This is a genomic window from Caballeronia catudaia (assembly GCF_001544755.2).
GTDB lineage: Bacteria > Pseudomonadota > Gammaproteobacteria > Burkholderiales > Burkholderiaceae > Caballeronia > Caballeronia catudaia.
Window position 1 is genome coordinate 15890 of the sequence record NZ_FCOF02000026.1, and the last position, 24941, is coordinate 40830.

Annotated in this window: 26 protein-coding genes; 10 read left to right on the top strand and 16 right to left on the bottom strand. The window is 63.4% G+C overall.

Annotated elements, in window-relative coordinates:
* Positions 1-30 precede the first annotated feature (30 nt).
* Complete coding sequence (locus AWB75_RS23905) at positions 31-219, top strand: type 2 periplasmic-binding domain-containing protein (protein WP_061126517.1); 189 nt, start codon at positions 31-33, stop codon at positions 217-219.
* Between the two features lie 31 nt (positions 220-250).
* On the opposite strand, the gene AWB75_RS23910 is transcribed toward AWB75_RS23905, so the two are convergent.
* Both AWB75_RS23910 and garL read right to left on the bottom strand, forming a co-directional pair.
* Positions 251-1159, bottom strand: a complete 909-nt coding sequence (locus AWB75_RS23910; protein WP_268807863.1) for a 2-hydroxy-3-oxopropionate reductase — start codon at positions 1157-1159, stop codon at positions 251-253.
* Between the two features lie 35 nt (positions 1160-1194).
* Complete coding sequence (gene garL / locus AWB75_RS23915; protein ID WP_061126519.1) at positions 1195-1980, bottom strand: 2-dehydro-3-deoxyglucarate aldolase; 786 nt, start codon at positions 1978-1980, stop codon at positions 1195-1197.
* A gap of 344 nt (positions 1981-2324) precedes the next feature.
* Between garL and AWB75_RS23920 the strand changes: the two genes are divergently transcribed.
* Positions 2325-3023, top strand: a complete 699-nt coding sequence (locus AWB75_RS23920) for a FadR/GntR family transcriptional regulator (RefSeq protein WP_061126520.1) — start codon at positions 2325-2327, stop codon at positions 3021-3023.
* Positions 3024-3290: 267 nt separating this feature from the next.
* Here the strand turns inward: AWB75_RS23920 and AWB75_RS23925 are convergent, their stop codons facing one another.
* The 7 genes from AWB75_RS23925 to AWB75_RS23955 form a co-directional block, all read right to left on the bottom strand.
* Positions 3291-4514, bottom strand: coding sequence for a type II toxin-antitoxin system HipA family toxin (locus AWB75_RS23925; protein WP_061126521.1), 1224 nt, complete (start codon positions 4512-4514; stop codon positions 3291-3293).
* Positions 4511-4813 (bottom strand): helix-turn-helix domain-containing protein, encoded by a 303-nt coding sequence (locus AWB75_RS23930; RefSeq protein WP_061126522.1) that lies wholly within the window; start codon positions 4811-4813, stop codon positions 4511-4513. The genes AWB75_RS23925 and AWB75_RS23930 overlap by 4 nt, the downstream gene beginning before the upstream one ends.
* Positions 4814-4987: 174 nt before the next feature.
* On the bottom strand, positions 4988-6805 hold the full coding sequence (gene glmS, locus AWB75_RS23935) for a glutamine--fructose-6-phosphate transaminase (isomerizing) (protein WP_061126523.1): 1818 nt from the start codon (positions 6803-6805) through the stop codon (positions 4988-4990).
* A gap of 81 nt (positions 6806-6886) precedes the next feature.
* Complete coding sequence (gene glmU / locus AWB75_RS23940) at positions 6887-8248, bottom strand: bifunctional UDP-N-acetylglucosamine diphosphorylase/glucosamine-1-phosphate N-acetyltransferase GlmU (protein ID WP_061126524.1); 1362 nt, start codon at positions 8246-8248, stop codon at positions 6887-6889.
* Between the two features lie 96 nt (positions 8249-8344).
* A complete protein-coding gene (gene ttcA, locus AWB75_RS23945; RefSeq protein WP_061126525.1) occupies positions 8345-9304 on the bottom strand; it encodes a tRNA 2-thiocytidine(32) synthetase TtcA in 960 nt (319 codons plus the stop codon).
* Positions 9301-9702: a dihydroneopterin aldolase gene (locus AWB75_RS23950; protein ID WP_061126526.1), complete on the bottom strand. Its 402-nt coding sequence runs from the start codon at positions 9700-9702 to the stop codon at positions 9301-9303. Before AWB75_RS23950 ends, ttcA begins: the two co-directional genes overlap by 4 nt.
* A gap of 27 nt (positions 9703-9729) precedes the next feature.
* Entirely contained in the window at positions 9730-10572 is an 843-nt protein-coding gene (locus tag AWB75_RS23955) for an SDR family oxidoreductase (protein ID WP_061126527.1), read from the bottom strand.
* Positions 10573-10585: 13 nt separating this feature from the next.
* Between AWB75_RS23955 and AWB75_RS23960 the strand changes: the two genes are divergently transcribed.
* Together AWB75_RS23960 and AWB75_RS23965 are read left to right on the top strand one after the other, a co-directional pair.
* On the top strand, positions 10586-11791 hold the full coding sequence (locus tag AWB75_RS23960) for a class I SAM-dependent methyltransferase (protein ID WP_061126588.1): 1206 nt from the start codon (positions 10586-10588) through the stop codon (positions 11789-11791).
* Positions 11792-11801: 10 nt separating this feature from the next.
* Positions 11802-11996 (top strand): DUF2905 domain-containing protein, encoded by a 195-nt coding sequence (locus tag AWB75_RS23965; protein ID WP_061126528.1) that lies wholly within the window; start codon positions 11802-11804, stop codon positions 11994-11996.
* 133 nt (positions 11997-12129) lie between these two features.
* On the opposite strand, the gene AWB75_RS23970 is transcribed toward AWB75_RS23965, so the two are convergent.
* The 4 genes from AWB75_RS23970 to AWB75_RS23985 all read right to left on the bottom strand — a co-directional run bounded on the left by AWB75_RS23970 (position 12130) and on the right by AWB75_RS23985 (position 17046).
* Positions 12130-13365 carry a multifunctional CCA addition/repair protein gene (locus AWB75_RS23970; RefSeq protein ID WP_061126529.1) on the bottom strand — a complete coding sequence of 412 codons (1236 nt, stop codon included), beginning with the start codon at positions 13363-13365 and terminating at the stop codon, positions 12130-12132.
* Entirely contained in the window at positions 13362-13982 is a 621-nt protein-coding gene (locus tag AWB75_RS23975) for a glutathione S-transferase family protein (protein WP_061126530.1), read from the bottom strand. Before AWB75_RS23975 ends, AWB75_RS23970 begins: the two co-directional genes overlap by 4 nt.
* An 18-nt stretch (positions 13983-14000) precedes the next feature.
* Positions 14001-14957, bottom strand: coding sequence for a complex I NDUFA9 subunit family protein (locus AWB75_RS23980; RefSeq protein WP_061126531.1), 957 nt, complete (start codon positions 14955-14957; stop codon positions 14001-14003).
* 121 nt (positions 14958-15078) lie between these two features.
* Positions 15079-17046, bottom strand: a complete 1968-nt coding sequence (locus tag AWB75_RS23985; RefSeq protein ID WP_061126532.1) for a lytic transglycosylase domain-containing protein — start codon at positions 17044-17046, stop codon at positions 15079-15081.
* A 19-nt stretch (positions 17047-17065) separates the two neighbouring features.
* On the opposite strand from AWB75_RS23985, the gene AWB75_RS23990 reads away from it, so the two are divergent.
* Positions 17066-17695, top strand: a complete 630-nt coding sequence (locus AWB75_RS23990) for a 5-formyltetrahydrofolate cyclo-ligase (RefSeq protein WP_061126533.1) — start codon at positions 17066-17068, stop codon at positions 17693-17695.
* Here AWB75_RS23990 and AWB75_RS23995 read toward each other — a convergent pair.
* Complete coding sequence (locus AWB75_RS23995; RefSeq protein WP_061126534.1) at positions 17692-18204, bottom strand: winged helix DNA-binding protein; 513 nt, start codon at positions 18202-18204, stop codon at positions 17692-17694. The genes AWB75_RS23990 and AWB75_RS23995 overlap by 4 nt on opposite strands.
* A 182-nt stretch (positions 18205-18386) precedes the next feature.
* Between AWB75_RS23995 and pxpB the strand changes: the two genes are divergently transcribed.
* The 5 genes from pxpB to AWB75_RS24020 all read left to right on the top strand — a co-directional run bounded on the left by pxpB (position 18387) and on the right by AWB75_RS24020 (position 22666).
* Positions 18387-19040 (top strand): 5-oxoprolinase subunit PxpB, encoded by a 654-nt coding sequence (gene pxpB / locus AWB75_RS24000; protein ID WP_061126535.1) that lies wholly within the window; start codon positions 18387-18389, stop codon positions 19038-19040.
* Entirely contained in the window at positions 19037-20077 is a 1041-nt protein-coding gene (locus AWB75_RS24005; protein ID WP_061126536.1) for a 5-oxoprolinase subunit C family protein, read from the top strand. Before pxpB ends, AWB75_RS24005 begins: the two co-directional genes overlap by 4 nt.
* A 64-nt stretch (positions 20078-20141) precedes the next feature.
* Positions 20142-20891 (top strand): 5-oxoprolinase subunit PxpA, encoded by a 750-nt coding sequence (gene pxpA, locus AWB75_RS24010; protein ID WP_061126537.1) that lies wholly within the window; start codon positions 20142-20144, stop codon positions 20889-20891.
* Positions 20892-20993: 102 nt separating this feature from the next.
* Entirely contained in the window at positions 20994-21713 is a 720-nt protein-coding gene (locus AWB75_RS24015; RefSeq protein WP_061126538.1) for a DUF969 domain-containing protein, read from the top strand.
* Positions 21710-22666: a DUF979 domain-containing protein gene (locus AWB75_RS24020; RefSeq protein WP_061126539.1), complete on the top strand. Its 957-nt coding sequence runs from the start codon at positions 21710-21712 to the stop codon at positions 22664-22666. Before AWB75_RS24015 ends, AWB75_RS24020 begins: the two co-directional genes overlap by 4 nt.
* 47 nt (positions 22667-22713) lie before the next feature.
* Here AWB75_RS24020 and AWB75_RS24025 read toward each other — a convergent pair whose 3' ends face one another.
* Positions 22714-23763: a cellulase family glycosylhydrolase gene (locus tag AWB75_RS24025; RefSeq protein WP_061126540.1), complete on the bottom strand. Its 1050-nt coding sequence runs from the start codon at positions 23761-23763 to the stop codon at positions 22714-22716.
* Positions 23760-24941 carry a glycosyltransferase family 4 protein gene (locus AWB75_RS24030; protein WP_087086795.1) on the bottom strand — a complete coding sequence of 394 codons (1182 nt, stop codon included), beginning with the start codon at positions 24939-24941 and terminating at the stop codon, positions 23760-23762. Before AWB75_RS24030 ends, AWB75_RS24025 begins: the two co-directional genes overlap by 4 nt.

The following is a 24941-nucleotide window of genomic DNA, read 5'->3' on the forward strand; positions in this document are numbered from 1 at the left end:
AAGACGTCTGATGACTCGCTTAGAACGTGCGTGCCGGCGTCGGCGCGGGAATGGTGTTTCGGGGAAGTCGCGTACCGGCCGCTATGGACGCAGGACGCGCATGCGGATATTGATCTCGCGTGGAGCGAGGAGCAGACGAATCCGGCGGTGGACAACGTGCGGCGCTTCGCGATCGAGCATTTCGCGCGGATCGCGAAGCGCGCGCCGGAGACGAGTTGATACGGCGCTGCCGGCATCGCGCCGGCTGCGCTTACTTCTTGTCCTGCCCGATCTCGTGATTCGCCATGATTTCGAGCGCGCGCACCATGCCCGAGTGATCCCATCCCTTGCCGCCATTCGCCGCGCATGAATTGAACAACTGCATGCAGGTCGCGGTGTTCGGCAGCGCGACGCCGAGCGATTGCGCCGTTGCGAGCGCCAGATTCAAATCTTTCTGATGCAGCTCGATGCGAAAGCCCGGGTTGAACGTGCGCTTGGTCATGCGCTCGCCGTGCACTTCGAGAATGCGCGACGACGCGAAGCCGCCCATCAGCGCGGTGCGGACCTTCTCCGCGTCGACGCCGGCCTTCGACGCGAGCAGCAGCGCTTCGCCGACCGCTTCGATGGTCGCCGCGACGATCACCTGATTCGCGACCTTGCACACCTGTCCCGCGCCGACTTCGCCGATCAGCGAGATGTTCTTGCCCATCATGTCGAAGAGCGGCTTGACCTTGTCGAACGTGGCCTGCGCGCCGCCGACCATGATCGTGAGCGATGCGGCCTTCGCGCCGACTTCGCCGCCGGAAACCGGGGCATCGAGATAATCGGCGCCCTTCTCGCGCACCTTGGCCGCGAATTCACGCGTGGCGATCGGCGAGATCGAGCTCATGTCGACGACGATCTGCCCGCTCTTCAGCTTGCTCGCGACGCCGTTCTCGCCGAACAGCACGCGTTCGACGTCCGGCGTGTCCGGCACCATGATGAAGATCACGTCGGCTTTTTCGGCGACCGCGGCGGGCGAATCGCATGCCGTGGCGCCCGCGCCCGTCAGCTCGGCGGGCACGCCGCTGCGCGTGAATGCCGCAAGCTGGACGCCGTTCTTGAGAAGATTGGCCGCCAGGGGATTGCCCATGATGCCCAGTCCGATGAAGCCTGCCTTTTGCATGTATCGCTCCTTGATGTCGGTTTTCGATGTCGGCCCGGTAAGCGTGGCGCTCACGCCGGGATGAAATGTTTCTTCACGGCCTGCGCGGCGTTTCTGAGCAGGCCGAGATCGGCGCACACGGCGACCATGGTGCAGCCGAGCGCGAGATAGCGCTCCGCGTCGTCCTGCACGGGCGCGAGAATGCCGCTCGGCTTGCCCGCGGCGTGCGCGCGCTCGAACACATGGGCGATGACCGCCTGCACGTCCGGATGGTTCGCGTTGCCGATATGACCATACGCGGCGGCGAGATCCGACGGGCCGACGAACAGCGCATCGACGCCTTCCACCGCGATGATCTCGTCGATCGCTTCGACCGCGGCGCGGCTTTCGATCTGCACCGCGACGCTGATATTGTCGTTCGCCACCTGGAAGTAGTCCGCCACGGTGCCGTAGCGGTTCCCGCGATGCCCGACCGATACGCCGCGAATGCCGTGAGGAGGATAACGCGTCGCGGCGACCGCGCGCGCGGCGTCGGCGGCGCTGTCGACGAACGGAATCAGGAAATTGACGAAGCCGCCATCGAGCAGCTTCTTGATCGCGATGGGATCGTTCGCCTGCGGGCGCACGACAGGCGCGCTGGGGCTGTCTTTCAGGGCCATCAGTTGCGGGATGAGCGTGAGCGCGTCATTGGGCGCGTGCTCGGCGTCGAGCAGCATCCAGTCGAAGCCGACGACGCCGACGAGCTCGGTGACGATCGGACTCGCCAGCGACATCCAGCAGCCGATGAGCCTTTTGCGTTCGCGCAGCGACGTTCGGAATGTATTGGGCAGCGGTTGATACGGTGAAGATGACGGCATGAAGCCTCCCTGTGACGACGGCGATCTGAATGGAAAGCGGTACGTCCGAGAGCGGCCTATGTCATCAGACGTCTTAACACAGAGTACTTCGAAGTCGGGCTCAACCGACAGGGGCGTAAACCCTGCATTCCTTGCATTTCAGACGTTTCGTGAGGATTTTACCATCTCCTAGTTATACGATGTCTTATTTCTTTGCCGGTTGCACCGTTGGAATGGCTGAATTGACGAAAACTTCGACCGAACGGATGATGTGTCGTCGGACATCTGTAACCGCTGCTTCCCGGACTTCTGTCGAAAGCGCTACGAAGACGTCCGACGAGAACCGCAATCAGAAGAGAATCAATATGGCCAGCCTCACCGACAAAGTCGTCGCGTCCCTCTTCGGGGATATCGAACGTGGCATTCTTCGCCCCGGCGACAAAATTCCGACCGAAGTCGCGCTGATGAAGCAATTGTCGGTGAGCCGCTCGGTCGTGCGCGAAGCGGTGTCGCGCTTGCAGGCGGCCAATGTCGTCGAGACGCGGCATGGCGTCGGTACGTTCATCCGGGCGCCCGAGGATCGCGAAGCGGTGCGCCTGCAGGATGCCGATCTGTCGAGCCTCCTCGACATCATGGCGATCATCGAGTTTCGCATCGATCTGGAAGGCGCGGCGGCCGCGCTCGCCGCCGGCCGTCGCACGGACGCGCATCTCAAGCAGATCGCGGCTGCGCTCGAGCGTTTCGAGGCGCAACTGGCGAACGGCAGCACGGATGTCCTGCAACACGACATCGAATTCCATTTGCAGATCGCGCGGGCAAGCGGCAATCGCTATTTCTACGATGTGCTGAGCCAGATGGGACGCGGCGTCAGTCCGCGAACGCGTCTGGGCAAGGCGGAGATCGCGGAACTGGATCAGATCGAGCGGCTGCGCAACGTGTTCAGCGAGCACAAGGCGATCTATCAGGCGATCGTGCGCCAGGACCCCGACGATGCCCGCGCCGCGATGCGCATGCATCTGAGCAACAGCCGCGAGCGCTTCAGACAGGTACATGGCGCTGCCTGAGGCTTGAGCACGGCGTCCACGGTGCTTGAGTAAGCAAAAAGATTCGTATGTATACGTGGTAGTAGTTAACAAGCATGCCGCAAACCGGTGGATAACCGGAGATCGGCGTTATACGTCAGAGGTTTACCGATCGAACAAGTCCGGTATGGCGCGTCCGGTTTCGGATTGAAGCTGGGACAACTTTCGCGGCGCGGCGCAAGTCGTAGCGTTGTTCAGAAAGCGTCAACAGCAAACATAGTGACGTGCCAACAAGTTTGTCCACAGGCGTCAGGCCATCCGCGATTGATTCGCGAATACGATCGTCTCCATTTCATTGAGCGTCGTTGGTTCGACAGGCAAGTCATCGGCGAAGCGTCGGAAGCCCGAAGCGACCGTCGCGATCCGCTCGATCGACTGAGACGCCGTGCTCGACGCGATGCCGGTCATGCTGGCCAGCTTCATCAACTGTTCTCGCGCAGGCGCGCGCGCTTCGCCGCAGACGTCCATCTGATGCTCGCCGCCCGGCCCCTGATTGAACGTCAGGTCATATGCGGGCGAAAACATCCATCGGCCGTCGGACGCCATCACGAACGAGAAATTCTTCGAGTGATCGTCCCGGTTGTTGAAGACGACGTTGAACACGCAACGTTCGAACGCCTGCAACACTTCGCGCGCATCGCGCGTCATGAACTGCGTGAGTCGCAACAACGTCACGTAGTCCATTTGGGGAACGCGGAAATCCGCATGCGCGACGCCCGCCGCGGTGTGCATCGGGATGCGCATGCCGCCCGAGCGATCGAATCGCTCGATGCCGAAAGCGGACAGCGACGGAGCAAGATCGAAGTATCGCGTGACCGGCATCCGGAGTTCGCACGCGGCGGCGATCGCGCCGTACATCGCCTCGACGGCGCACACTTCTTTCGGCTCGTGCTGCGCGGGAAACTTGACGAGCCAGGGCACGCCCGCGCCGCTCTCCGTGTTCGACACGCGGTCGCTCGCTGCATCGTAGTTGACCAGCACTTTTGGGCGCGCGCCATGCGGAGAGCCGCCCATCAGCGCGAGCTCGCGAAGCACGGCTTCGCTGCCGTCTTCCATGACTTGCCGGACTTCGCGCGCGAGCGTCAGCAGTTGGACGTCGTGCGGGGCCAGTTCGTCGCCCGTGGCTGGTTCGAACGTCAGCGCGCCCATCGCTTTTTCGCCGATGAAAGCAAGCCGGTCGAGGGGCGATAACCGTCGAGGCTCCAGACCTTGCTTGCGGAAAAGCCGGTCCATCAGCAGCATGCCCCAGCCGTCGGGCAGCGCATCGCTCACGAGACCGGGCAGCCGAAGCTGATGCGCGGGAAAATCGCCGAAGCTGCCGGAGCCCAGTGGAAGCTTGAACGGAGATGGCTGGAGCCCTCGTGCGAGCGCCGCCGCCGAATATTCGAACAGCAGGTCGCGGCCATCGTCGGCCAGTTGCCCCAGTTCGAAACGCTCGCCATAGCCCGCGTAGATGACGCTCAGTTTTTTCATGACTGCGACCGCGATGCGCGTTGCCGTTTGATACTGGCTTTTTCCATCGCCTTGATGGATCGTGGCTTCAACTCGAACAATGCGTCGAAGTTGCCTGCAAGTCCGAGCGCCACTGCGACGCGAATGAAGTTATCGAGCGTGGCGGCGCCGTTTCGTTCGATGTTGCGCAGCGCACGCTCCGAGATCCCGGCGCGAGCCGCGAGTTCGGCTTGCTGGAGATTTTGCGCAAGCCGATGCGCTCGAAGGCGCTGACCCAACTCGTCGGAAATTTCGCTGGAACTGGCGAGATCAAAGTTCATATCGGTGCCGGTTACGGTGCAATTTAGGCTGTAAACGGCATGATATTAACGGTTATCTGGTAGCACGTCGAGACGAATAATCGGCATTTTAATACCGGTTGCGTTCATCGTCCCCAAAAACAGAAGCGCCTCCGAAGAGGCGCTTTCCAAGGCATCAAAACCCGCCGCGAGCGGTTATTCCACCGTCACCGACTTCGCCAGATTCCGCGGCTTATCGACGTCCGTCCCGCGCGCGCACGCCGTGTGATACGCGAGCAACTGCAACGGCACCACGTGCAGGATCGGCGACAGCGCCCCATAGTGCTCCGGCATGCGGATCACATGAATGCCGTCTTCGCTGACGATGCGCGTATCCGCATCGGCGAACACATACAGGTCACCGCCGCGCGCCCGCACTTCCTGCATGTTCGACTTCAGCTTTTCAAGCAGTGCGTCGTTCGGCGCGACGGTCACGACCGGCATCGCTTCGGTCACCAGCGCGAGCGGCCCGTGCTTCAGTTCGCCCGCCGGATACGCTTCGGCGTGAATGTACGAAATTTCCTTCAGCTTCAGCGCGCCTTCGAGCGCGATCGGATAGTGCAGGCCGCGCCCGAGGAACAGCGCGTTTTCCTTGCGCGCGAACTCCTCCGACCACGCGATGATCTGCGGCTCCAGCGCGAGCACGCTGTTCAGCGCAGCCGGCAAATGCCGCAACTGCGTGAAGTACGCGGCCTCCTGCTTCGCATTCACATGACCGCGCATCTTCGCGAGCGTCACCGCGAGCACGAACAGGCCGACGAGCTGCGTCGTGAACGCCTTCGTCGATGCGACGCCGATCTCCGTGCCCGCATGCGTCAGGAACGCGAGCTCGGTCTGGCGCACCATCGCGCTCGTCGCGACGTTGCACACCGCGAGCGTGTGCTTGTGGCCGAGCGATTGCGCGTGCTTCAGCGCCGCCAGCGTGTCGGCGGTTTCGCCCGACTGCGAGATCGTGACGACCAGCGCCTTCGGATTCGGCACCGACTCGCGATAGCGATACTCGCTCGCGATCTCGACCTGCGTCGGAATCTTCGCGATGGATTCGAGCCAGTATTTCGCCGTCAGGCCCGAGTAGTAGCTCGTGCCGCACGCGAGAATCAGAAGGCTGTCGACGTTCGCGAATGCGTCGCGCGCAGCTTCGCCGAACAGGCTCGGATCGAACTGATCGGCTTGCGGGATCGTGTCGGTGATCGCGCGCGGCTGCTCGAAGATTTCCTTCTGCATGAAGTGGCGATACGGTCCGAGTTCGACCGCGCCGCCGTATGCCGTCACCACGCGTACTTCGCGCTCGGCGGGCAGACCTTCACGATCGACGATCTTCACGCCTTCCAGCCCGATCTCGACGACATCGCCTTCTTCGAGGAACGCGAAGCGGTCGGTGCTGCCCGCGAGCGCGAGCGCGTCGGACGCGAGGAAGTTCTCGCCCTCGCCCACACCGACGACGAGCGGCGAACCCTGACGCGCGCCCACCACGGTATGCGGCTGATTGCGATGCATCACCGCGATCGCATACGCGCCGTGCAACTGCTTGACCGCCTCGCGCACGGTCTGGAACAGATCGCCGCGATACATGCTGTGAATCAGATGCGCGATGACCTCGGTGTCCGTCTGCGACACGAACTCGTAGCCCTTGCCCTTGAGCATCTCGCGCAGCGACTCGTAGTTCTCGATGATGCCGTTATGCACGAGCGCGACGGTATCGCGCGAGAAGATCGGGTGCGCGTTGTCGGTGACCGGCGCACCGTGCGTCGCCCAGCGCGTATGCGCGATGCCTGTCATGCCGCCGAGATTCGAATCGCGCACTTGCGCGTCGAGATCCGACACGCGAGCGACACTGCGCGCACGGCGCGGCTCGCCGTTGCTCAGTACAGCCACGCCGCACGAGTCGTAACCGCGATACTCGAGGCGGCGCAGACCTTCGACCAGCACCGGGACGATGTTACGTTGCGCTACCGCGCCGACAATTCCGCACATGGCCTTTATCCTTTGATACTTGCATTCGAAAGCGCGGTGCACGAAGCGCCGCGCGCGCTGGGCTGAATCTTCACGACAGCCTTACGACTTCTTCTTCACCGGACGCTTGTAGTCCGTCTTGCTAATCTGGATCTTCTCGTTGAGCACCAGTTCGCCTTCTGCGACATCCTTCCAGACGGTCGTGCCCGCCGCGATCGTCACTCCACGGCCGACGCGCACAGGCGCCACGAGTTGCGTATCCGAGCCGATGAAGACATCGTCCTCGATCACCGTGCGATGCTTGTTCGCGCCGTCGTAGTTGCAGGTGATCGTGCCCGCGCCCACGTTCACGCGCGCGCCGATATCCGAATCGCCGATATACGTGAGATGGTTCGCCTTCGAGCCATGCCCGAGCACCGCGTTCTTCACTTCGACGAAGTTGCCGACGTGCGCTTCATCGGAAAGCTTCGCGCCTGGACGCAGCCGCGCGTACGGGCCGAGCACGACATTCGCGCCCGCCGATGCGCCTTCGATATGCGTGTACGCATCAATCCGCGTGCCCGCGCCGATCGTGGCGTCGCGGATCACACAGTTCGGGCCGACCGTCACGTTGTCGGCGAGCGTCACGCGCCCTTCGAACACGCAGTTCACGTCGATCGACACGTCCGCGCCGCATTCGAGCGTGCCGCGCACGTCGATGCGCGCCGGGTCCATCAACGTGACGCCCGCGTCGAGCAGCGCGTTCGCCACGTTGCGTTGGTGGATGCGCTCAAGTTCCGCGAGCTGGATCTTGCTGTTCACGCCGAGCGTTTCCCATTCGGCGTCCGGCTGCGCGGTGACGACTTCCACGCCCGAATCGATGGCGCGCTCGACCACGTCGGTCAGATAGAACTCGCCTTGCGCGTTGTCGTTCTTAAGCGACGCGAGCCACGTTTCGAGCGTGCGCGTCGGCGTGATGACGATGCCGGTGTTGATTTCCGCGATGCGCCGCTCTTCCTCGCTCGCATCTTTCTGCTCGACGATCTTCTTCACCTTGCCCGCCGCGTCGCGCACGATGCGCCCGTAGCCGGCCGGATCATCCACCGTCACCGTCAGCACGCCGTAACGCTCGGCGCCCGCGGCGTCGATCAGGCGGGTAAGCGTGCTCGCGCGCGTGAGCGGCACGTCGCCGTACAGCACGAGCGTGGGAACCGACGGATCGAGAAGCGGCAATGCCTGCTGCACGGCGTGGCCCGTGCCGAGCTGCTTGTCCTGCAGCGCGAACTGCACGTCCGGGGCCCCGACCGCCTCGCGGACTTTGTCCGCGCCATGCCCGACGACGACGACGAGCCGCGTCGGCGACAGCGTCCGCGCGGTATCGATGACGTGCGCGAGCAATGGCCTGCCGGCCAGTGGATGAAGAACTTTCGGCAGGGCGGAGCGCATGCGCTTGCCCATGCCGGCAGCCAGAATCACGATGTTCATCGCTGGAAGCCTTGCTGGTAAGACGAGCCGCCAATATAACAAGCGGCTCCGTGACGCAGTGCGGCGTAAACCACGCTGCGCCTTATTGAATGAAGGTTACAGATCGTCGAACTGCACAATTGAAACCGCGCCGGTCGATCCTGACGGTTCGCTTGCACACGGTTCCTCGTCGAAGGCGATATCGCCTTGCGGATCGGCAACGCCTGTCGCGCGCAGATCGCCGAACGGAAACAGCTTGCTGTCCATCAGATGCGACGGCACCACGTTCGACAGCGCGTTGAACATGTTCTCGATGCGTCCCGGAAAGCGCTTGTCCCATTCGCGGATCAGCGCCTTCATCTCCGCGCGCTTCAGGTTCGGCTGGCTGCCGCACAGGTTGCACGGAATGATCGGGAATTCGCGGAGTTCGGCGTATTTTTCCAGATCCGTCTCCTTCACGTAGGCGAGCGGACGGATTACGACATTCTTGCCGTCGTCGGATTGCAGCTTGGGCGGCATACCCTTCAGCTTGCCGCCGTAGAACATGTTGAGCAAGAGCGTCTGGAGGATGTCGTCGCGATGATGCCCGAGCGCGATCTTGGTCGCGCCAAGCTCGCCCGCCACGCGATACAGAATGCCGCGGCGCAGGCGCGAGCACAGCGAGCACGTCGTCTTGCCTTCGGGCACGAGCCGCTTGACGATGCTGTACGTGTCCTGATTCTCGATATGAAACGGAATATCCAGCTTGGCCAGATACTCCGGCAGCACGTGCTCCGGGAAGCCCGGCTGCTTCTGGTCGAGATTCACCGCGACGATCTCGAAGTCGATCGGCGCGCGCTCGCGCAGGCGCATCAGGACGTCGAGCATCGCGTAACTGTCTTTGCCGCCCGACAGGCACACCATGACCTTGTCGCCTTGCTCGATCATGTTGAAGTCGCCGATCGCCTCGCCGACCTGCCGCGCGATGCGCTTGAACAGCTTGTTGTTCTCGTACGCTTCCTTCTGCTGGCGCCGGGTCAACGCTTCACGCGCGGGCTTTTCGTCCGCCACGGTTTCGACTGCGTCACGCGCGTTCATGCTCGTTCCTCTTTGATGCGAAAGACTTCGACGCCTACCGCGTCGCAGTCGGGATAGACGTCGGGCTTTTCCGTCGATACGGCCACCGCGCGCACGTTCGGATGCGCGAGCAGGGCGGCGGCGACGTCGTCGCACAGCGTTTCCTGCAGGTGAATGTGGCCCTGCTTCACGCGCGCGCCGATGGTCGAGCGCATGAAGTCGTAATCGACGACTTCGGACAACTTGTCTTCGACGGGCGTCGACAGCGCGAGCGGCACGAACAACTCGACGTTGATGACGACGCGTTGCTCGCCGCGCTTCTCGAAGTCATGCACGCCGATGTTGATGCGCACTTCGTAGTTGCGCAGAAAAAGCCGGCGGCAATCCGTCAGCCGGGGATGCGAAAGTGCGGCAAGCATGTGGGTTCCAATATTCAATAACGCGTTTCAGGGCTTCTGCGCGCCGATCATGTACATCACGTCGCGCGGGCTCGGCACGAGGTGCTGGCCGCCGTCGACGACGAGCGTCGTGCCGGTCACGCCGTGCGCGTTCGCGAGATAGCACGCGGCCTGCGCGACGTCGTCGACCGTCGATGCGCGATTGAGCGGCGTCACGCGATGCGCCGACTCGAACGACGCGGGCGTCTGTCCGGCGGAAATCAGCGTCAAACCGGGCGCAAGTCCGGCGACGCGCAGCTTCGGCCCGAGCGCCTGCGCGAGCGCGACGGTGGCGTTGTCGAGCGCGGCCTTCGTCAGCGTGTACGACAGGTAATCCGGATTCATGTTGTAGAGCTTCTGGTCGAGCACGTTGATGACGACGCCGCGTAGCGTGCGATCTTCGGCGGCGGCGTCGGGCGTGATCGCGTGCAGCATGCGCGCGAGCGTGAGCGGCGCGGCGACGTTGACGGCGGTCATTTCCAGCAGCTTCGCGTAGCCGAAGTCGACGGCCGTGTCTTCGTCGAAGCGCGACGCGCAATTCACGATGCAGTTCAGTCCGCCGAACGCCTCGACGCACGCCGGCACGAGCCGCTCGACTTCCGTTTCGACTGCGAGATCCGCTTTCAGCGCGACCGCGCGCCGCCCGAGCGCTTCGATATCCGTGACGGTGGCGTGCGCCTCGCGTTCCGATTCGCCGTAGTGCACGGCCACGTCCCAGCCTTGCCGCGCGAATTCCAGCGCGACGCCACGCCCGATGCGCTTCGCCGCGCCCGTCACCAGCACGGCGCGGGAATGCGAAACGGGAGCCAAAGACGGCGAGTTGACGGAAGAAAACGGCGTGGAAGCGCTCATTTACAATACTGGGATGAATCCGAATGCCAGACAAACCGATAGTTTACCTGCTCCCGGCCCCGACGCGCTCGCGCAGTCCGAAGCGCTTTCAGACCTGATTCGGGGGCGCATCGCCGCGGCGGGCGGCTGGTTGCCGTTCGACCGCTACATGGACCTCGCGCTATACGCGCCCGGCCTTGGCTATTACGGCGGCGGAGCGATGAAGTTCGGCCGCCGCGCCGAAGACGGAAGCGACTTCGTCACCGCGCCGGAGCTGTCGCCGCTGTTCGCGAAAACGCTCGCGCGCCCCGTCGCACAGGCTTTGCGGCAAAGCGGCACGCGTCGGCTGATGGAATTCGGCGCGGGCACGGGCAGGCTCGCCGCGGGCCTTCTGACCGCGCTCGCCGAACTTGACGTAGGTTTCGACAGCTATGCGATCGTCGATCTTTCCGGCGAATTGCGCGCGCGACAGCGCGAGACCATCGAGAAGCACGCGCCGTTGCTCGCTGCGAAGGTGACATGGCTGGACGCGCTGCCCGAGGCGTTCGAAGGCGTCGTGATCGGCAACGAAGTGCTCGATGCGATGCCGGTGCGCCTCGTCGTTCGCAAGCTCGGCGCGTGGCATGAGCGCGGCGTCGTCGTGCTGAACGACCGTTTTGCCTTCGATGACCGGCCGATCGCGCCGGATGCGCAGGTCGAACTGATCGATGCCGCCATCGACGAAGTCAGCGACGAGCCGTTCGCGGAATACATCACCGAGACGCATGAGGCTGCGCTTGCCTTCACGAAGACCGTCTGCACGATGCTTACGCGCGGCGCGGCGGTTTTCATCGACTATGGTTTCCCGCGGCGCGAGTTTTATCATGCGCAGCGCGCAGCGGGGACGCTGATGTGTCATTACCGGCATCGCGCGCACGCGGACCCGTTTCTGTATCCGGGGTTGCAGGACATCACCGCGCACGTCGAGTTCACGGGCATCGCGGAAGCGGGCGTGGAGACCGGCGCCGATTTGCTCGGCTTTACGTCGCAGGCGCGGTTTCTGATGAACGCGGGCATCACCGATGTTTTGAGCGATCTCGATCCCGCCGATGTGAAGCGTTTTTTGCCTGCTGCAAACGCGGTTCAGAAGCTGCTTTCCGAGGCCGAGATGGGCGAGCTTTTCAAGGTGATCGCGTTTTCGCGAGGCATTCCCGGGGTGCTCGACGCGTTCGCCGCGGGCGATCGTTCTCACACACTATGAGTGCGCGATCATGATCCGCTGGCTGCTCACGACGTTCATCGCGCTTGCGATTCTTTCCGGCTCGCTGCCGTGGCTCAGGAAGTTTGGCATCGGGCGGCTGCCGGGGGATTTCACGCTGCGGATCTTTGGGAAGGAATATTCGTTTCCGTTCATGTCGACGTTGTTGTTGTCGATAGTGCTTTCTTTGATTGCGCGGGCGCTTTGAGGATTGTGGTTTGTGGGCTTGGGTTTGTTGCCGGATCCCGGATTCGCGTCGGTTTATTAGCACTGCCCCGCCCCGCACAGGGCCGAAGCTAATATACCGACACGAAAACGGGATCTAGCGAAACAAAAAAACATCAACCACCGATAGCACCCTTAACCGCCGCAACGCGAGCATCATGCACGGCATCCTTGATCCTGGAAGGCTCATCGGCACAAGCCTGCGCCACCGCCCCCGCATCGACAGCCCGCGCAGCAACCAACGCCTCCCTCAACCGCTCAGCCTGCGGATAAGGCTGAAGCTCCAACCCAAGCCGCCCCCGGGCATCGGCAACACAGGCTTGCAACGCCTCAGCAAACCGCGCCGGTTTCCGCAACGCATCGGAGCGTTCAAAAAGGCGCACAAGGGCCGCCGCGCCCATATCCATCACGCGATGAATATTGCCGTGCTCCCGCGCGACGAGCATCGCCAGATCGCGGCACTCGTTCGGCACACGCAGACGCTCGCACAACGGCCGCAACAAATCGACGCTGCGTCCTTCATGGCCGATGTGTCGCGGCAAGATATCCTCGGGCGTCGTCGCCTTGCCGAGATCGTGCGTCAGCGCCGCAAAGCGCACCGGCAACGCGAAACCCTGCGACGCGGCGTAGTCCAGCACCATCATCACGTGCACGCCGGTATCGACTTCCGGGTGATAGTCGGCGCGCTGCGGCACGCCCCACAACGCATCGACCTCGGGAAGAATGCGCGCGAGCGCGCCGCAGCCGCGCAACACCGCGAACATGCGCGACGGCTTCTTCTCCATCAATCCACGCGACACTTCCTGCCAGACGCGCTCGGGAACGAGCGCATCGACTTCGCCCGCCGCGACCATCTTCTTCATGAGCTCCGCGGTTTCCGGCGCGACATCGAAATCGGCGAAACGCGCGGCGAATCGCGCGACGCGCAATATGCGCACCGGATCTTCGATGAACGCATCGCCCACATGCCTGAACAGCTTGTTCTTCAGGTCGCTTCGCCCGTCGAACGGATCGATCACCGGGCCGGTGAGCTCGCCCGCCGGCGTCACCTCGCGCGCCATCGCGTTGACCGTGAGATCGCGCCGCGCCAGATCTTCCTCGAGCGTGACATCCGGCGAATAGTAAAACTGAAAGCCGTGATAGCCCGCCGCCGTCTTGCGCTCGGTGCGCGCGAGCGCGTATTCCTCATGCGTCTCGGGATGCAGAAACACCGGAAAATCCTTGCCGACCGGGCGATAACCCTGCGCCACCATCTGCTCCGGCGTCGCGCCCACGACGACGTAATCGCGATCCATGACCGGCACGCCAAGCAGTTCATCGCGGATCGCGCCGCCGACTGCGTAGATGTTCATCGCGCGCCCTCGCGCGCCCCGTCGATCCACGCCGCGACCGCCGGCAGCGCCGTGATGCGCTTGCCGTATTCGAGCGACGTCGCACTCAGTTTCGGCGCGTAGGTGTTGAAGCGCATGACGACCGGCGCGAACATCGCGTCCGCGATGCAGAATTCGCCGAAGAGAAACGGCCCGCCCGATTTCCCGAGACACTCGGCCCAGATCGCCTCGATGCGCGCAATGTTCGCGAGCACGTCCGGCGTCGCGCCCGTGCCCGGCGCGTGCGTGGTGATTTCCATCGGCATGTTCTGGCGCAGGTCCGCGAAGCCCGCATGCATCTCCGCGCTGACGCTGCGGGCGCGCGCGCGGGCAGCAGCCTCGCGCGGCCACATCGCGTGCCAGGGATGCATCTCGGCAATCGTCTCGGCGATCGCAAGCGATTCCCACACGGCATCGCCCGCATCGGTGACGAGGCACGGCACCTTGCCGGACGGCGAGACTTCGAGAATCTTCGACTTCGTGTCGGGCTGGCCCAGGCGGATCAGCGTCTCTTCGAACGGAATGCCGAAATGCTTCAGCAGAATCCAGGGACGCATCGACCAGGAAGAATTGAACTTGTCACCGATTACGAGTTTCATGCGATCAGAAAAAGAGGATTAACGATGCGCCGTAGCGCGAAAAGCGTTGAAGCGCGAGCGCGACGAATTGCCCGTCAGATACAGCGGCGCAATCGTCTCGATGCTCGCCGGCTCGTCGATGCCCAGTTCCGGCGAAAGCGGCCCGCTCGCGACGCTCGGCGTCTTCATCGAATCGAGATTGTCGCGCGAGATGATCGGTTGGCCGGGCGCCAGTTCCATCGTCATCGCCTGCAGGCGGCCGAGGCTTTCCGGCAGCTTGATAATGCGCGAATGCTTGCCGATGGTCGCGCCTGAAAAGCGCACGAGCTCCGCGAGCGTGTACACGCTCGGGCCCGCGAGCTCGTAGACCTGACGGTTCGCGGCGTCGAGGTCGAGCACGTTGACGATCGCCTTCGCCACGTCGCCGACGAACACGGGCTGGAACTCGGCGTCGGCGCACGCCAGCGGAATTACCGGGAACACGCGCTCCAGAAACGCAAACTGGTTGAGCAGATTGTCCTCGGGACCGAACACGACGGAACTGCGAAAGATAGTCCAGTCGAGTCCCGATTCGCGCATGATCTTCTCGCCATCGCCCTTCGAGCGCAGATACATGCTCGGGCCGTGAGGATCGGCGCCGATCGCGCTCATATGCAGCAAACGCCGCACGCCCTTCGCTTCGCACGCGGCGGCGATCTTGCGCGGCAGCTCGACATGCGCCTTCGCGAATTCCGGGCCATACGGATCGTCGCGCCGCCCTTGAAGAACGCCGACGAGATTGATCACCGCATCGCTCTGATCGATGAACGCGGCGAGTTTGACGGGATCGTGAACATCGATTTCGATGACATCGACGGGCAGCAGCGTGAGATGCGCGGCGTTGACGCGCCGCCGCGTCGCGATGCGCACGGTCTTGCCGAGATCGACGAGCGCATTGACGAGATGGCTGCCGATGAAACCCGAACCGCCGATCAGCGCTACATGTTGGTGTCGCATAGTTCGCCTCTTGGTCGCGGCCTGAAGAATGCGGCTCGAGTTCAGAACGGCAGGGCCGAAAATGAAAACGCCCGCGCGTCCTGTCATTCGACGCGCGGGCGTGAGCTTCGCTGCGGGACGGTCAGGGAGCGATGTAGCCCAGACGCGCCTTCAACGACTGCGGACGGCCTTCGAACAATGCCGCGTAATACACGGTGTTCGACAGCACGTTTTTCACGTAATCGCGAGTCTCGGTGAACGGGATCGTTTCAGCAAAAACCGCGCCCTCCACGGGTGCGCGCAAGTCCTGACGCCACTGCTTCGGTCGCCCCGGACCGGCGTTGTAGCCGGCAGTGGCGAGCACGGGCGAGTTGTCGAATTGATTGTAGATCATCGACAGGTAATTCGTGCCGAGCAGGATGTTCGTGTTGATGTCGTTCATCTGCGCGCGCGACACCGGACCGAGCCCAATCTTCTTCGCGACGAGCTGCGCCGTGCCGGGCATCAACTGCATCAAACCGCCCGCGCCCACTTCCGACTTCGCGTTGATGATGAAGCGCGATTCCTGGCGAATCAGCCCGTATGCCCATTCGATGTCGAGACCGGTGTTCTGCGCATCGCGCTCGACGATATCGCGGAACGGCGACAGATACCGCAGCGAGAAATCGTGCTCGGTCTTGGTCTTGTCGGCGGTGTTCACGGTGCGGTCGAACATCTCGATGCGCTTCGCATACTGCGCGGCCGCGATCAACTGGCGGTCGGTCATCGTGCGCAGCGGCCAGTTCCATTCCCGGTTTCCTTCGAGCCGCATGTTGAGCGCATAGAAACGCTGCGACAGCGCGAAGCCGGGCACGGACTGCATCTGCGCGATTTCCGCATCCGATACGGTCGTGCGCGGCGGCACCGTGATCTTCTGGCCGAGTTCTTCGAGCGCGAGCTGGCCGTAGAAGTTGTATTGATCGGCGATGGTCTGGAATTCCTGATTCGCCGTGGCCGCGTCGCCCGCCTGCTTCAGCGCACGCGCGTGCCAGTAAACCCACGCGGGCTGCGAGCGCAGCGTGGGCGGCATCTGTTCGATGGACCAGCGCACCATGTTCCAGTCGCCGACGAACAGCGCGCTTCTCGTGCGCCATTCATAAGCCGGGTTCGACAACTGCGCGTTCGCCGACAGCCGGAACCAGTCCGCTGCCGACGGCATGCGCTTGATCGCCGCCTGATAGCCGATCGTGCCCCAGCCGGTCGCGCGCTCGGCGGGCGTCAGGCTCGGCGCGACGGAGCTGAACGTGGCCGCGGCCATCGCCGGATCGTTGCGGGCCATGCGCGTGATCGCAAGCAGCGTGAGCTGATGCGCCGGCGTATTGGGCATCACGCCGCGCGCGAGATAGAGGGGCGGCTTGTTGACGGCGTCGTCGAAGAGCGTGTCCTTCGGCTTTTCCTGGCCGAGCGCATCCACGATGTTCGAGCCCGTGGACGTGTAGTTCTGCTCGTAGGCGAGGCGGATCTGCTGCCAGATGTCGTCGCTGGTGAACTGGCCCGACTCGGCGAGCGCGCCGATCAGATCGACGCAGCCGTCGCCGTACCATTTCGGCTCGACGAGCAGCGCGCGCGCCGCGTCCGCGACGTTCTCGCCGCGCGACAAACGCGCTTCGAGCGCATAGCACTTGACTTGCGTATCGTCGTTCAGAACGAAACGCGAGTACTGCTGCTCGAAGTTCTTCCAGTCGTGACGGCTGCCGAGCACGACGAGATAGTCATTGCGCAAGCGGTCGGCGATCGCCTGGCCGTCGTAGCGCTGCAGGAACGAGAGCACCGGCGCGTCGGGCGCGTCGATGCGCGCGTGGCCTTGCGAATCGAAGAGCTGCGGCTTGATCGTGAAGTATTCGATGTAGCTCGGCGCCGGATAGTCCGGAATCTGCGCGGCGAGCGCGGCGGCCTTGCCGGCATCGTTCGCGCGCGCGGCGTCGCGCAGCTGCATGAAGATGCGGTCATCGGAGCCGGGCGAAAAATCAGCGTCGGGACGGACGGCGGAAGCCGTTCCGCAAGCGACGAGCGTCACTGCGGCAAGGGCTGCGCCGACCGCAAGATATACTCGGTTGAGGCGTTTTGACATCGTTATTTCTGGAGCGCGAATGGTCTTGAACCGGGTCCTGAGTTCGGAGGAAAGCATAGCACGCAACGTTTGCGATCAACCCAAGAGCGAGCCTAAAAGCGCCCTGCGCGCAACGCTTCTCGCGACCCGCGAGGCGCAAAGCGAGCAGGCCGGCCAGGTCGCGAAGAACGCGGCGCTGGCGGTGCGCATCGAGGAAATGCTCGCGCGGCACGACGCGCGGTGCGTCGGCCTGTACTGGCCGGTCGCGGGCGAGTTCGACGCGCGCGCCGCGATGACGCGCTGGCTCGCCGCCGACGCAACCCGCGGCGCAGCGTTGCCGGTGGTCGTGAAGCCGCATGCGCCGATGGTCTTTCACGCGTGGAGCGCACATGCGCCGATGAAGGAAGGCCGCTATCGGATTCCGGTGCCCGCCGAAGAAAAAGTCGTGGTGCCGGACTTGCTGCTGATTCCGTGCGTCGGTTTCGATGCGCATCGGTATCGTCTGGGCTACGGCGGCGGTTACTACGACCGCACGCTCGCCGCGTGGCCGGACGCGAAACGGCCGGTGACCATCGGCATCGCGTACGAATCGGGCAAATGCGGTGCGTTGCCGCGCGAGACGCACGACATGCCGCTCGACGCGATCCTGACCGAATCCGCGATCTATTAAAGCGATGCCGCCGCGCGCGCGGCGGTATCGTAGAGACCGGACGCATTGCGCATCAATTGCGCGGCCTCGCCGATCTGCTCGTTGGTGAGGCCGCTTTCGCGCAGCGTCTCGATGAGGCACGCCTCGCGCACTTCGCGATATTTGCCGCAAAGCTCGCGCCCCGCCGCGGTCGCGGAAAAGAACACTTCCTTGCCCGACTTCTCGCTTTGCACATAGCCGCGGGCGACGAGTTTCTTCAATGCATACGTGGCAACGTGCGTGTCCTCGATGTTCAGCACGAAGCAGATGTCTGCGAGCTTCTTCTTGCGGTCGCGATGGCTCACGTGATGCAGCAGCGACACTTCCACCGCCGTCATGTCCTTCGCGCCCGCCGCGGACATGCAGCGCACCATCCAGCGATTGAACGCGTTGCCGGCCATGATGAGCCCGTATTCGAATTCAGACAGTTCCGCGCTGGCTTCGGAGACGAGATGCTCGGACGAAACGATCTTGGTGGGATGGCGCGGCATGGCGGGGACCGATGTGAAGTGCGTTGGAGTGTAGCGCAACGTCTTTTTACGAGCGAAAAGAGCGCCTCGGCGAAAACGTTAATTGATAATTTCTTGATAATTTATTGACAATGTAACATTCTGCGATGGCGTGAAGTCGATCGAACCGACGATTTTCGCGTTTTGCAAAGGCAATCGAAGGCATGACGAAACCACGAATCCACCCCTTGGGCGACACCGCGCTCGTGTGCGAAGCCGCGCCGCCCGCCACGCTCGACTGCCAGCGCCGCGTGTGGGCGCTGGCGGAGCACGCGCGCCTGATGCCGCACGTCGTCGAAGTGGTGCCGGGCATGAACAATCTGACGATCGTGTTCGATCCGCTCGAAGCGGACTACGAAACGCTCGCCGCGCAACTGGAAACCGGCTGGGACGCAGCTCAGGCGACCGACATGGACAGCAGCGAAATCGAGATCCCGGTGCGCTACGGCGGCGCCGAGGGTCCCGATCTCGCCGCGCTCGCGAAACACACGGGCTTGTCCGTCGACGAAGTGGTGAAACGCCATACGCAAGCAGAATATGTCGTGTTCTTTCTGGGCTTTCAGCCGGGCTTCGCCTATCTCGGCGGACTCGATCCCGCGCTCGCGATGCCGCGCCGCGCCGAGCCGCGTCTGGAAGTGCCGGCGGGATCGGTGGGAATCGGCGGGGCGCAGACGGGGATATATCCGGCGGCGTCGCCGGGCGGCTGGCAATTGCTCGGGCGCACGGAGCTGAAACTTTTCGATCCAGCCAGAAATCCGCCGACGCTCATGCAGCCCGGCGACCGCGTGCGCTTCACGGCGCTGGAGGTGCGCGCATGATCGACGTGATTCGCGCGGGCGTGCTCACGTCCGTGCAGGATTTGGGCAGGCGCGGCTACCGGCATCTGGGCGTGAGCGCGGGCGGCGCGCTCGATGCGCTGTCGCTGGAAATCGGCAATCGCATCGTCGGCAATAAACCGGATGCGGCGGGCATCGAGGTGACGTTCGGGCCGACCGTGCTGCGCTTCAAACACGCGACGCGCGTCGCGATCACCGGCACGGATTTCGGCGCGACGCTCGACGACAAGCCGGTGTATTCATGGTGGAGCCTGCCGGTGCGCGCGGGCCAGGAACTGACGCTGCGCGCGGCGAAGCGCGGCATGCGCTGCTACGTGGCGATCGCGGGCGGCATCGACGTCCTGCCGATGCTCGGCTCCCGCTCGACCGACCTCGCCGCGTGCTTCGGCGGTCTCGGCGGACGCGCGCTGCGCGACGGCGACCGCTTGCCGGTCGGCGTGCCGCAGCCGCATAAGGGCATTGCGTTCTCGCCGGAAGAACCTGCGTTCGGCGTGAAAGCGCCGGCGTGGTGCAAGTTCGTTATCGTCGACGAACCCGTGCGGCGCGGACGTCATTCGCCGAGCCTCGCGTGGGCGCTGCCGGTCCGCGTGCTGCGCGGGCCGGAATACGACAGCTTCAGCGACGCGGCGCAAAAGAGTTTCTGGAACGAGGAGTGGACGATCACGCCGAACAGCAACCGCATGGGCTTTCGCCTCGCGGGCACGGCGCTCGAGCGCAGGGAGAAGATCGAACTGCTGTCGCACGCGGTCTTGCCCGGCACGGTGCAGGTGCCGCCGAACGGCCAGCCGATCGTGCTGATGGGCGATGCGCAGACGACGGGCGGCTACCCGAAGATCGGCGCGGTCATCAAGGCGGATCTGTGGAAGCTCGCGCAGGTGAAGCTGAACGGCGGCGTGCGCTTCATCGAAACGTCGGTGGAAGAGGCGCGCCGCGCGCTTGCCGAGGAACGGCAATACGTGAGCCAGGTGGAAACGGCCATCGCGATGCACGAGGAGCGCATCGCGCGGGCGGGCGCCTGAATCGAAAGCCGCGCGGCAGACGCGACGCATCACACTCAACATTCAACGGGACGACCGAAACATCATGGAAATCGATCTCAATGCCGATCTCGGCGAAGGCTGCGGCTCCGACGAAGCGCTGCTCGATCTCGTGAGTTCAGCGAACATCGCGTGCGGCTGGCATGCCGGCGGCGCCACCGCGATGCGCGACTGCGTGCGCTGGGCCGTGGAAAAAGGCGTCGCCATCGGCGCGCATCCGAGCTTCAACGATCCCGAGAATTTCGGCCGCAAGGAAATGGACCTGCCGCCCGAGGAAATCTACGCGGGCGTGCTGTATCAACTGGGCGCGCTGTCGGCGATCGCGCAGGCGGAGGGCGGGCGCATCGCGCACGTGAAGCCGCACGGCGCGCTCTACAACCAGGCGGCGCGCAGTCCCGAAATCGCCGATGCGATCGTCTCCGCCGTGCACGACTTCGACCCGTCGCTGCTCGTGTTCGGGCTCGCGAACAGCGGGCTCGTCGAAGCGGCGCGGCGCGCGGGGCTGGCCGCGATCGAGGAAGTGTTCGCGGACCGCGGCTATCGCGCGGACGGCTCACTCGTGCCGCGCAAGGAGCCGGGCGCGCTGCTCGACGACGAAAACGTCGTGCTCGACCGCACGCTCGCGATGGTGCGCGAGCAGCGCGTGCAGGCCGTGTCGGGCGAATGGGTGGCCCTCAACGCGCAGACGATCTGCCTGCATGGCGACGGCGCGCACGCGCTGGATTTCGCCCGCCGCATTCGTGGCGCGCTCGCCGATGCGGGCATCGAAGTACGCGCGGCGCACGCCGACGCCTGACGCTTCTCTCAGCGAGTTTCAACGCCCCGCCATCCTGGGGCGTTTCAGCAAGAAAGCGCCCGATTCGAGGCGCGTCTTTTCCCTGTCAGTGTGGAGATCTCAATGGCAAATGTTGTCAACCTATGGCCACTCATCGGCGTGGCCGTCATCATCGTGGGCTTCGTGCTGCGCTTCAATCCGATGCTGATCGTCGCGGCCGCGGCGATCATCACCGGCTTTGCGGCGCATTTTCCCGTCGAGCGCATTCTGACCGCGATCGGCAGCGGTTTTCTCAAGACGCGCAATATTCCGCTCATCATCCTGTTGCCGCTCGCGGTGATCGGCCTGCTCGAACGGCACGGCCTGCGCGAGCGCGCGCAGATGTGGATTTCGAGCATCAAGGCGGCGACGGCCGGACGCTTGTTGATCGTCTACCTGTTCGTCCGTGAAATCACGGCGGCGGTCGGCCTGACGGGACTGGGCGGCCACCCGCAGATGGTGCGTCCGCTGCTTGCGCCGATGGCCGAAGGCGCCACCGAAGCGCGTTATGGCAAGCTCTCCGACGCGACGCGCTTCAAGCTGCGCGCGTACTCGGCCGCGACCGACAACGTCGGGCTGTTCTTCGGCGAGGACATCTTCGTCGCGTTCGGCGCGATCGTGCTGATGACCACGTTCCTGAAGGAAGCAGGCATCGTCGTCGAACCGATGCACGTTGCCGTGTGGGGCATTCCCACCGCGATCTGCGCGTTCCTGATCCACGGCTTCCGGCTGTGGCTGCTTGATCGCAGGCTGTCGCGCGAGCTCGACGCGCTCACGCGCAATGTCGCGGGAGAGAAAGCATGACGCTCACGATCAACTATCTCTTCTACCTCGTCGGCATCGTGCTCGTGGTCGTCGCGGGCATGATCCTCACGGACAAGTCGCATCCGCGGCGTCTCTCCGCGGGCGTGTTCTGGCTGATCTACGCGCTGATCTTTCTCGTCGGCGACTGGATTCCGGTGACGGTGGTCGGCGTGCTCGTCGTGGCGATGGCGCTGATCGCGGGGCTTGGCGGCGTCACCGGCGCGAAGCCCAAAATGCTCTCCGAGGAAACGCGCCGGCAGAGCGCCGTGCGTCTCGGCAACAAGCTCTTCGTGCCGGCGCTGACGATTCCCGTCGTCACCGTGATCCTCACGCTTTCCGTGAGCCATCTCGTGTTCGGCGGCAAGCCGCTGATCGATCCGAAGAACGTGACGTTGATCGGCTTCGGCATCGGCTGCGTGATCGCGCTTGCGATCGCCTGCGTGATGACGCGCGATACCGTCGGCCAGTCGATGCGCGAGACGCGCCGTCTCATCGACGCGCTGTCGTGGGCCGCCGTGCTGCCGCAGATGCTCGGCATGCTCGGGCTCGTGTTTTCGGACGCGGGCGTCGGCAAGGCCGTCGCGCACGTGACGACGGCGTACGTCAACATGGACTACCGGTTCGTCGCGGTGGCGGTGTATGTCGTCGGCATGGCGCTCTTCACGATGGTCATGGGCAACGGCTTCGCCGCGTTTCCGGTGATGACGGGCGGCGTCGGCGTGCCGATTCTCGTCGGCATGTTCCACGGCAATCCCGCGACGATGGCCGCGATCGGCATGTTCTCCGGCTATTGCGGCACGCTCATGACGCCGATGGCCGCGAACTTCAATATCGTGCCGGCTGCGCTGCTGGAACTGCCGGACAAGAACGCGGTGATCAAGGTGCAGGTGCCGACGGCTCTCACGCTTCTGGTCGTGAATATTTTTCTGTTGAACTGGCTGATGTTTATTTGATGCAAGTTTGTTTGAGGCGTCCGGTCCCGATCTATGCGCTGATGCGCTCAGAGAACGCAGCCTCGATTCGGCCGGATTGCCGTGCTGGCGTGACCCGGTGCCCGGATCGATGGAAGGTTCGCGAATGCCTGCCACGCGGGCTTGGCACTGAGGTCGGAAAAATGCAGCAAGCCAAAATTGGCTTCCTTGTCCAATGGATTATTCGCGTCGTCAACAAGGTCATACCACCATACGCCCTTGATATACGGGCGATCAGCGGCGAGCGCGAAGAAGCGGGTCAACATCTCGGCCTGAACGGATTCCGTGACGCCAAATTTGCCCTGATTCGTCGGCCATCCCACTTCCGTGATGTACACGGGCAGCCGAATGCCGTATCGAGAGTTCAGGACTGACTCCAATGAATCGAGCCAGCCTACGGCGTGATCCGGTGCGCAGACGGGCGATTCATGATAGCCGTACGGATGGACCGACAGTCCATCCGCGTACCGAAGCGCGCCGAGCTGCGCCAAGCGTTCGTACCAGCCATTGTTCAGGCCTTTTTCCGTGACCCCGCCAACCAGCACGACAGCGTCGGACCTGATTTTTTTGATGACGGGATAGGTGGCTTTGACCAGCGCCGCATAGTCGTCCACAGAGCCTGGCTCGGTGCCGCCAAGCCCGTTGTCCCATTCGTTCCAGATTTCGTAGTAGCGAATTCGATCGCCGAAGTGACGAGCGATCGCTTCCGCATAGCGCGCGTAACCTTCCACGGCCTCCCGCGACACTGGCTTTTTGCCATCGCCATACAAAGGATTGCCGTAGTCGAGAATCAGCAGCACCTTGAGCCCCAAATCACGCGCCAGCGCGACTGTCCGATCCGGGCCCGCTGGAAATGTGTAGACGCCCTTTGATTTCTCGACATCGGACCAATGGATTTCCATTCGGATCGACCCCATGCCCGAATTGCTCACCATCGGCAATGTACGGCCCTGAAAGCCGGAATCCGCCGCCCGGTGGATGCCGACGCCAACGATCATGTCCTGCGCCGGATGCGCAGCCACACTGAACATCGACATTAAGCCGATGCAGACGAATGTATAGATGCGGGATATCGTCACTTCGCTTTCTGACTCGAATACGGAATGTGATCAGCTTGAGGAATAGTGCCGCAGCTTTCGACGAATTCGGCGTACCGCTTCTCGCAGTACGAGCGAAACGACTGCCGAAATCGTTCAGCCGAGAATCGTTCCGCGTTCTGTCTGCATGCCCGCGGGTCGATCGGCGTCGCCAGAGATTCGAAGCGCGCCACGGCATCCATGATCGCGTCTGGGGTTTGGGCCGCATAGAACAATCCGGTCGTTCCGCGTGACGCGTCACTGATTATCGTCTCTTTGGCTCCGCCGCTTCCGAATGCGATCACGGGTGTGCCGCACGCCTGCGCTTCCACCGGAACGATCCCGAAGTCTTCTTCCGCGTTGAAGATGAAGGCTTTGGCCCGGCGCATGTGGTCTTGCAAGACGCTAAACGGTTGATAGCCCATCAGCGTGACGTTCGAAGTCGCATGAGCTTTCGCTTTCGCGAACTCAGGACCGTCTCCGATCACCACGAGGCGTCGGGAAGGCATCTTCGCAAACGCCTCGACGATGGCCGGAATCTTCTTGTACGGGACGAGTCGCGATGCGGTCAGATAGAAATCACTCTTCGTATCACCGCGTTCGAAAGCGTCGATGCTGACAGGTGGATATATCACCTTCGCTTCCCGTCGGTAGACCTTGTTCACGCGGCGCGCAATGTATTGCGAGTTCGCGACGAAACAGTCCACGCCAAGAGACGAGCGGGCATCCCATTGGCGAATCTTGTGCAGAATCAGCCGCGCTGCCCATCCGCTCAGACCTTTGTCGAGACCCGCTTCCTTGAGATATTGATGCTGCATATCCCAGGCGTAACGGATCGGCGAATGAATGTAGCAAATGTGAAGCTGATTGGGCCCGGTGATCACGCCCTTCGAGACCGCGTGCGAACTCGAGATGACGAGGTCGTACGATGAAAGGTCAAGCTGCTCCACGGCGAACGGCATGAGCGGAAGATACTTCTGGTAAAGACGTGATGCGCAGGGCAGTTGCTGGATGAACGTCGTCTTGGCCCGGCGCCCGCCGATGTGCTTCCGGTCGGCATCGCTATAACAGTCGATGACCGAAAACAAGTCGGCATTCGGCCAGATCTCGAGCATCTCCTCAAGGACTTTCTCGGACCCTCCCCGCGTCACGAGCCATTCATGGACGATCGCGACACGCAG